The 6,767-nt window shown below is 50.0% G+C and carries 10 protein-coding genes and 1 pseudogene; 9 read left to right on the forward strand and 2 right to left on the reverse strand.

The window, feature by feature from the left end; translation table 11 throughout:
• The first annotated feature begins 65 nt into the window (after positions 1-65).
• From B2751_RS00205 to B2751_RS00225, 5 genes are read left to right on the forward strand one after another with little or no spacing between them, the layout of a single operon-like run.
• Entirely contained in the window at positions 66-713 is a 648-nt protein-coding gene (locus B2751_RS00205) for a hypothetical protein (RefSeq protein ID WP_290771962.1), read from the forward strand.
• Positions 710-1,504 (forward strand): DUF3307 domain-containing protein, encoded by a 795-nt coding sequence (locus B2751_RS00210; protein ID WP_290771965.1) that lies wholly within the window; start codon positions 710-712, stop codon positions 1,502-1,504. The genes B2751_RS00205 and B2751_RS00210 overlap by 4 nt, the downstream gene beginning before the upstream one ends.
• Before the next feature lie 46 nt (positions 1,505-1,550).
• The gene (locus B2751_RS00215) at positions 1,551-2,102 is read left to right on the forward strand and encodes a histidine phosphatase family protein (protein WP_035407960.1); all 552 of its coding nucleotides are present in this window, start codon (positions 1,551-1,553) and stop codon (positions 2,100-2,102) included.
• A complete protein-coding gene (locus B2751_RS00220) occupies positions 2,099-2,959 on the forward strand; it encodes a ComEC/Rec2 family competence protein (RefSeq protein ID WP_414651178.1) in 861 nt (286 codons plus the stop codon). The genes B2751_RS00215 and B2751_RS00220 overlap by 4 nt, the downstream gene beginning before the upstream one ends.
• A 21-nt stretch (positions 2,960-2,980) precedes the next feature.
• Positions 2,981-3,196: a DUF3006 domain-containing protein gene (locus B2751_RS00225; RefSeq protein ID WP_290750423.1), complete on the forward strand. Its 216-nt coding sequence runs from the start codon at positions 2,981-2,983 to the stop codon at positions 3,194-3,196.
• 33 nt (positions 3,197-3,229) lie between these two features.
• Here the strand turns inward: B2751_RS00225 and B2751_RS00230 are convergent, their stop codons facing one another.
• Positions 3,230-3,457: a hypothetical protein gene (locus B2751_RS00230; protein WP_035407964.1), complete on the reverse strand. Its 228-nt coding sequence runs from the start codon at positions 3,455-3,457 to the stop codon at positions 3,230-3,232.
• Positions 3,458-3,795: 338 nt separating this feature from the next.
• Here B2751_RS00230 and B2751_RS15235 point away from each other — a divergent pair.
• The 4 genes and pseudogenes from B2751_RS15235 to B2751_RS00245 form a co-directional block, all read left to right on the forward strand.
• Positions 3,796-4,155, forward strand: a pseudogene (locus tag B2751_RS15235) (AAA family ATPase); the annotation flags it as partial.
• 129 nt (positions 4,156-4,284) lie between these two features.
• Positions 4,285-4,590 carry an AAA family ATPase gene (locus B2751_RS15240; RefSeq protein ID WP_414655209.1) on the forward strand — a complete coding sequence of 102 codons (306 nt, stop codon included), beginning with the start codon at positions 4,285-4,287 and terminating at the stop codon, positions 4,588-4,590.
• A 2-nt stretch (positions 4,591-4,592) separates the two neighbouring features.
• Positions 4,593-5,639, forward strand: coding sequence for a DUF58 domain-containing protein (locus B2751_RS00240; protein ID WP_056061433.1), 1,047 nt, complete (start codon positions 4,593-4,595; stop codon positions 5,637-5,639).
• Positions 5,636-6,610: a hypothetical protein gene (locus B2751_RS00245; protein ID WP_290771968.1), complete on the forward strand. Its 975-nt coding sequence runs from the start codon at positions 5,636-5,638 to the stop codon at positions 6,608-6,610. The genes B2751_RS00240 and B2751_RS00245 overlap by 4 nt, the downstream gene beginning before the upstream one ends.
• A gap of 29 nt (positions 6,611-6,639) precedes the next feature.
• On the opposite strand, the gene B2751_RS00250 is transcribed toward B2751_RS00245, so the two are convergent.
• Positions 6,640-6,747: a hypothetical protein gene (locus tag B2751_RS00250; RefSeq protein ID WP_349679875.1), complete on the reverse strand. Its 108-nt coding sequence runs from the start codon at positions 6,745-6,747 to the stop codon at positions 6,640-6,642.
• Positions 6,748-6,767: the final 20 nt, after the last annotated feature.

The following is a 6,767-nucleotide window of genomic DNA, read 5'->3' on the forward strand; positions in this document are numbered from 1 at the left end:
CTTTTTAACGGTAACAAATTAAATGTTTCCATGATTGTGGTAACAAATGAATTGGAGGAATCGTCATGCAAGCTGTTGCTTTGTCATTTGATGTCAAAGGCTCCCGCGATTATCCGAGCAAAGAAGCGTTACTTCAAGCGCTTCGTGTACTCGCGAACGATTTGAATACAGCATTTCCATTGAGTATTGTTCCGTTTCAAATCAAATCCGGCGATAGTTTACTAGCGGTATTCGCGGATTATCCGGTTAGTTATCCGGTCATTCTGCACTTATTGAATCAAGAATTGCCAGGTTACATCGGGATTGGATTTGGTCAATATGAGACGATTTCGACGACGCGGGCTGAAGAAGCCAATGGTAGTGCGATCATTCATGCTTTCGAAGCACAGGAATTAGCGAAGACGCTTCCGTCACGGATTGCCTTTGCTGGACCGCCCTACTTACCGACTACCTTGCTAAACGGTTATCTCGAAATGCTGTATCCGGCTTACTTCGGGAAGACGGACCGTCAGATTGAACTGCACCGGTTGATGGATCGATATCCGGATGATACGTATGAAGAGATCGGACTGAAGATGGGCTTCAAGGAACAAGATGCCCGCGTAAATGTCGCAAAACTCGTCTCCCGCTCGCAGCGTAAGCAACGGAAGCGACTTGAAGCTGCCTTGACCCAGGCACTGGAGCAATTCCAAGTCTGGGAGGCGATTCGGTGACCGTCTTACTTAGTCTTTTACTTGTCCATCTACTTGCTGATTTTCCATTACAGACGAAACGAATGGCACAACTGAAACATCGACACCAACGCATCTTACTCCAACATCTTGCCGTTCATGCGGCTCTGATGCTACTTGTGCTTGCGTTCTTCGTCATCCAAGGGGAATTGACCATCGACATCGCCGGATGGCTTGGAGGCAGCATTCTCGTGTTTCACGCCCTACTCGATGCTTCACCGCTCAAACGCCGCGTCAAACAAGCAGTAGCGTACTGGATCGATCAAGCGTTACATATCGTTGCCATCATCACCTTGACATGGGTGTTCGTTCCGATCGATTGGTCGTTGTCGTTCTCGCGACCGGAGCAGATCCTGTGGATTCTTTGCTTTAGTTTAGTGACGACGGAGTTACTCGGTCACGGAATCGCCTTGATGCTCGCACCATTCGCGCCGCGGTTGATTGAAGCGCATTTCGAGCGGACAGTGACACGCAAAGAGCAGTTAGACGGCATCTCGCGGACCGTCACGCACGAAGTCGAAGATTCTGCGCGCAGTTATACGACGGAATTAAGCGGGATCGGACGTTATATCGGTCTCGTCGAACGCGCAATCATCACCCTGCTCGTTGTCACGAATACAACTGGAGCCATTGGCTTCATCATTGCCTTGAAGGCATTGGCTCGTTTTAAACAGTTTGAAGATCGCCGCTTTGCGGAATATTACATCATCGGGAGCTTGCTCAGTATCTTAGGAGCGATTTTATGTGGACTGGCAATCCGTGTCGCTTTGTAAACGATGAATGAAAGTGAGGGAGACGGTTTAATCCGTCGTACGACATATGAAACAAATTGGATTAGTCAGGCATCACCGGGTGACGGAAGGATATCCGACGAAAGGCTGGATTAGCGCTAGCGATATTGAAAAATGGATTGAACGGTATGATACGTCAGAGATCGATATTCAACCGGTCGAGCTCGGTCAGATTGACTGGACAGTCTGTTATGCCAGTAGTATGCCGCGTGCCGTCCAGACGGCGCAAAGCGTTTATGATCAAGAAATCATCGTGACGGATCTGCTGCGTGAAGTGCCGTTTCCGACGATTCGGTCGAATCTCCGATTACCGTTCCTCGGCTGGGCGGTTCTCGGTCGATTCGCAGCCCCGTTCAGTAAACGAATTCAAGCCGAAATCAAGGATGCGAATGAACGGATTGAAGTGCTCTTAAATCAATTAATGTTCGAAGACGACGAACGGGTTCTACTCGTCGGTCACGGCGGCATGATGATTCTGATGCGCGCTGCCTTAAAACGACGCGGTTACAGCGGACCACGGTTCGGTCATCCGCGCAATGGCATGCTGTATCTGTTCGAGAAAGAGGAACCGACATGTTGAAATGGGGATCAACGATTCTATTAGCACTCTGTTTAATCGTCATCTTCTATACGACACGGGACGAAGAACCCCCTGCCCCGACGGCAGGACAGATGGAGATCTATGGTTTTGACGTCGGTCAAGGAGATAGTACGTTCATCCGAACGAAGGAAGATGCGATCTTGATTGATGGTGGGAATAACGGCAAAGGCGAGGATGTCGTCCGCTACCTGCAAAAATTGGGTATCAAACGCTTAACAGCGGTCATTGCGACACATCCGGACGCCGATCATATCGGTGGACTCGATACCGTCCTCGATGCCTTTCCAGTCGACAGCGTCTATGCCCCGCGAGTCACGCATACGACGGAGACGTATCGCGATTTCCTCCTTGCCGTCAAACGCGAAGGGGTGACGATCAAGTCAGTTAAGGCAGGTCTTAAAATACCGAGTGAAGCCGCACGCTTTACGTTCCTTGCTCCTCTAACAGACGGGACACAGGATCTTAACAGCTGGAGTGCCGTCCTTCGGGTCGAACATGGACAAGACCGCTTCCTCTTCATGGGCGACGCGCCGATCCGAACTGAACAACAATTACTCGAGTCAAACACCGATGTACGTGCTGATGTCTTAAAGCTTGGACATCACGGGGCAGACACATCGTCCTCCCTGCCCTTCCTACAAGCTGTATCACCAAAACGTGCCTTGATCTCAGCCGGAAAGGACAATGCTTATCGTCACCCACGTCCTTCCGTCTTACAAGAACTGAAGGCAGAACGGATTACGATTGACCGAACCGATCAAAGTGGAACGATTCAGTATATCTCGACTGGTGACGGTATCAAGGAATCGAACCGGCCTGATTTACGACCGGAATAACTAGACGCGGAGGTGTATCAGATGCGATTGACCGTAGCTGATTTTGAAGATGATCTAGCAATTTGTGAGACCGACGACCGTGAGACGATCACGTTACCGAAAAGTCGTTTACCGCGCCAAGCGACGATTGGCGACCGACTCGATTGGAGCGGACGCTCGATTCGGATCTTACGCAACGAGACGAACGAGCGTAAAAAAGAGATCACCGAGCTGATGGATGATCTCTTTGAAGAATGATGGGATTCCCTCGGTGCGCTGAGGGAGTCTTTTTTAATCAAGTAGACTGATGATGAGTCCAGTGAGGATGCTTGCTGTGAATAAGAAACCAAGCGTATACGTAAGCAAACGTAATCCGATTGGGAGTCGACCGATCGCGGCAAAGGCACGACGATTCGGGGGACCTCCGGAAACGACGCGTTGGTAATCATCGAGCGGACTATGGACGACGTCATGTTGAACGACTGGAGTGGTATCGGATTCCGTAGTGTATTGTTTCATGAGTCCATTCCTCCTTATCTTAGCAACCCTAAATACATTATTCGATAAATGACTTCCTAATCCTGTTTCAATGTTTTTGATATTTCACGAAACTTTTGGATGAAAATGGTAGTATAAAAGGTAGACGTATTTCTAGACCAATCGTTTTAGGAAAATCACTAGCGGTTTTTTCTGAATTTTCGTACACTTTAGAAATACAAAGCATCTTAAAGGGGGAATCATTTATGTTTCAAACGTTACGGACATCACTTAAGCAATCCGTCCTTGGTCAGGACGATGTGATTGATCATTTGTTGATTGGTTTACTTGCCGAGGGGCATATTTGACTCGAAGACCGCCCTGGGACTGGTAAGACAACACTAGCAAAAGCACTCGCGCAGACACTCGATGCAAAATTCTCACGTGTTCAATGTACAGCAGATACGTTACCGACGGATTTACTCGGAATGGAGCTGTTCAACCCACTCACTGGGTCGTTCGAACAACGGTTTGGTCCGCTGTTTGCCAACATTGTCCTCGTTGATGAGATCAACCGAACGACTCCACGGACCCAGTCCGCTCTCCTTGAAGCCATGGCAGAGGCGCAAGTGACAATTGGTGATATGTCGTATACGCTACCCCAACACTTTCTTGTCATCGCGACACAAAACCCGTTCGACGGACACGGCACGTTCCCGCTCCCCCATGCGCAACTCGACCGCTTCTTGTTCAAGTTGTCGTTCGCTCCCTTGACGCGTCAAGCGGAAAAAGCATTGTTACGTGGAGCGCATCTGACCGCAGCCGATCTACACATTCCACTTGAACAACTCAACGACTGGAAAGAGGAAGTGGTTGCGGTCTCGATTGAGGACAGCGTCGAAAATTACTTACTTGATGTCTGTGATGCACTCCGCGCCCATCGTGACGTTGAGATTGGACCAAGTCCACGAGCGACACTCGCCGTTTTAAAGGCAGCAAAAGCGCGTGCTTGGATGCAAGAGCGGACGTACGTCACACCAGAAGACGTCAAACACTTAGCAACGCCGCTTCTCGCTCACCGACTCGTCCTAACACTTGAAGCGACGCTGAAGTTGTCGAACGAACGTCTCGTCCAGCAGGTTCTCGATTCACTCACCGTTCCAACTGAGGTGTAATCATGCAATTGATCACACCAAAAGCCTTTAACCTCATCATTCTCACCATGACGGGCGCAAGTGGGATCATCGTCGGACTCTATGGTCCTGTTTGGATGGCGGCTTTATTATTTGCCTATACGATATACGGCTGGGTGATGCCCTATTATCTTGAATATGTCGCGAAGCGGATCCACGTCCGCCTCCTTGAGACAGTCCGTGCTTTCCGAGAAGAAGCGATCCAGATTCCGTTCGAGCTGACGAATCCGACGAAGTTACCGCTTGGACGGATTACGATTTCCGGTCTACTCGGGGATCAAATCAAGCTTCCTGACGCGAGTAGTCAGTTTTGGCGTCAACACATGTATGTCGGTAAACAGACGATCGTCCCGTTTTCAATCGATGTCATCGCTGCACAGCGAGGAACAATTCGGATTCAATCGTTTGACATCATGATCTCGGATCCGTTTCATCTGATGACGATCTATATCACGCTCGACATCCAGGAACTTGGGCATGTCTTCCCAGACTTCGCGCCAGCGTCCGTCGAGTGGAACGAGCGGATGATTCCGGGTGAGACGATTGATCGTTCGAGTCCGTTTTCGGATCGTTCGAGTTTTCATTCAGTCGTTCCCTATTCCGGAGACGCGAAATCGATTTATTGGTCTGCCTATGCAAAGACAAACGAACTGTATTCGTATCAATATGATCGGAAACGTAATCATGATTATGCCGTGATCGTAGATGGTCTGTCAGCAGACGGGCTCGCCCTCCGCTCTGACTTCGAGAAACTCTTATCGCGTGCCGCAACAATCATCCGCGAACTCGAAAAACAAGGCGCTTCCTACAGTCTTTGGATCTCGATGGTCAATCGAACGGGTCAGTGGTATCATGTCCCGTCCGGTACGGGGAAACATCAGTTCCTGCGGACGATGGAATGTCTTGCCCGGATCTCGGAATATGACTTACCACTCGAGCGCCGCTATTTCACGAAACGCTTACAACGGAGCGTTCCGTCAACGACGGCAGAGATCCATCTCGGTCATCGGCAGAAAGGGGTGAGCGCATGATTCTCTGGTGGATTTTCCTAGCGAGTCTGTTACCCGTTCCGTTCTATCTAGCACTCGTTTTCCCGGCACTTGCCTTCGTGCCGCACCGCTCGCTTCGGATTGGACTACAGCTACTCGCAGCGGGATTACTGTTCATTCTATCTCCGGTTGCTTGTATTTTAGCTCTTATCTTCGTCGCCTGGACCGCATTTCTTGATACGGTCGAGTCAGCTTGGCGTTACGCCGCAAGTGGACTGATCGTCGGTGGCGTGATGATTCTATTCCCAGGTGTGACTCCACCGCTTGGTGCCTTTTTGCTCCTCTTCCTTGTCGTCGCGTATCCATTCGTCGTCACCTATATGACAGAATGGCGACGTATCTTCTCAACAGTTGGTCTGATGCTGACGTTAGGGCTCCTTTTAGCCGGTCTTTTTCGATTGACGAAGGAAGCACTCGTAGGGTCCGTGACGAATTCGATCCGACCGCTGTTTGAAGCATTTGGCTCCCTCTTCCTTTGGACGGAGCCACTCGGACGAAAAGCGGACAACATGACGAACCGCGCGATGGGACTTGAAAACATCAAAAGCGTGGAAGACGTCAAACAAGCAACGGTCCAAGCGGGAACGTCACATTGGATTTGGATCGTGACGGCAATCGTGACTGTATTGTTCGTTGCAATCACGCTGTACGTCATCCGGAAGCGAAAAGTCATTCCGATTGAAATGGAACAGACTGTCAAACGTTCCAAACAGGTACGAACGCATGTTCCAAAACGTTATAGTCATCACCCGTTGCTGAAGATTGCTTCTCAACTCGAGCAAGCTTTCCCAAGACGCCATGAAGAGACGACGCTTGAATGGCTGACACGGATCGAGTTTCCGGATACGGTGCAAAACGCTCGTCTGATTGACGGGATTGAGTTCAGTCCAAGTGAACCGGCCTACGATATCCAGACGTTCCGCCGTCAAGTACGCGAACAAATCGAACGCTAACGAAAAGCCCCTGCTCATGGAGCGGGGGCTTACTCGTCGCATAATGTGCGCATCAATTGGTTGCGTGGTGTCGTCGCAAGACCCCAGTCGCAGATCGCATCGAGTAAGGGAATCAAGGAAACACCTTTCTCGCTCAACGCATATTCGACGCGGGGTG

It is taken from the genome of Exiguobacterium sp. UBA6282, assembly GCF_002440475.1.
GTDB lineage: Bacteria > Bacillota > Bacilli > Exiguobacteriales > Exiguobacteriaceae > Exiguobacterium_A.

Excerpts from the sequence above, each read along its gene's own strand:
- B2751_RS00205 (WP_290771962.1), top strand. The coding sequence starts at position 66 with ATGCAAGCTGTTGCTTTGTCATTTGATGTCAAAGGCTCCCGCGATTAT.
- B2751_RS00215 (WP_035407960.1), top strand. The coding sequence starts at position 1,551 with ATGAAACAAATTGGATTAGTCAGGCATCACCGGGTGACGGAAGGATAT.
- B2751_RS00225 (WP_290750423.1), top strand. The coding sequence starts at position 2,981 with ATGCGATTGACCGTAGCTGATTTTGAAGATGATCTAGCAATTTGTGAG.
- B2751_RS00230 (WP_035407964.1), bottom strand. The coding sequence starts at position 3,457 with ATGAAACAATACACTACGGAATCCGATACCACTCCAGTCGTTCAACAT.
- B2751_RS00240 (WP_056061433.1), top strand. The coding sequence starts at position 4,593 with ATGCAATTGATCACACCAAAAGCCTTTAACCTCATCATTCTCACCATG.
- B2751_RS00245 (WP_290771968.1), top strand. The coding sequence starts at position 5,636 with ATGATTCTCTGGTGGATTTTCCTAGCGAGTCTGTTACCCGTTCCGTTC.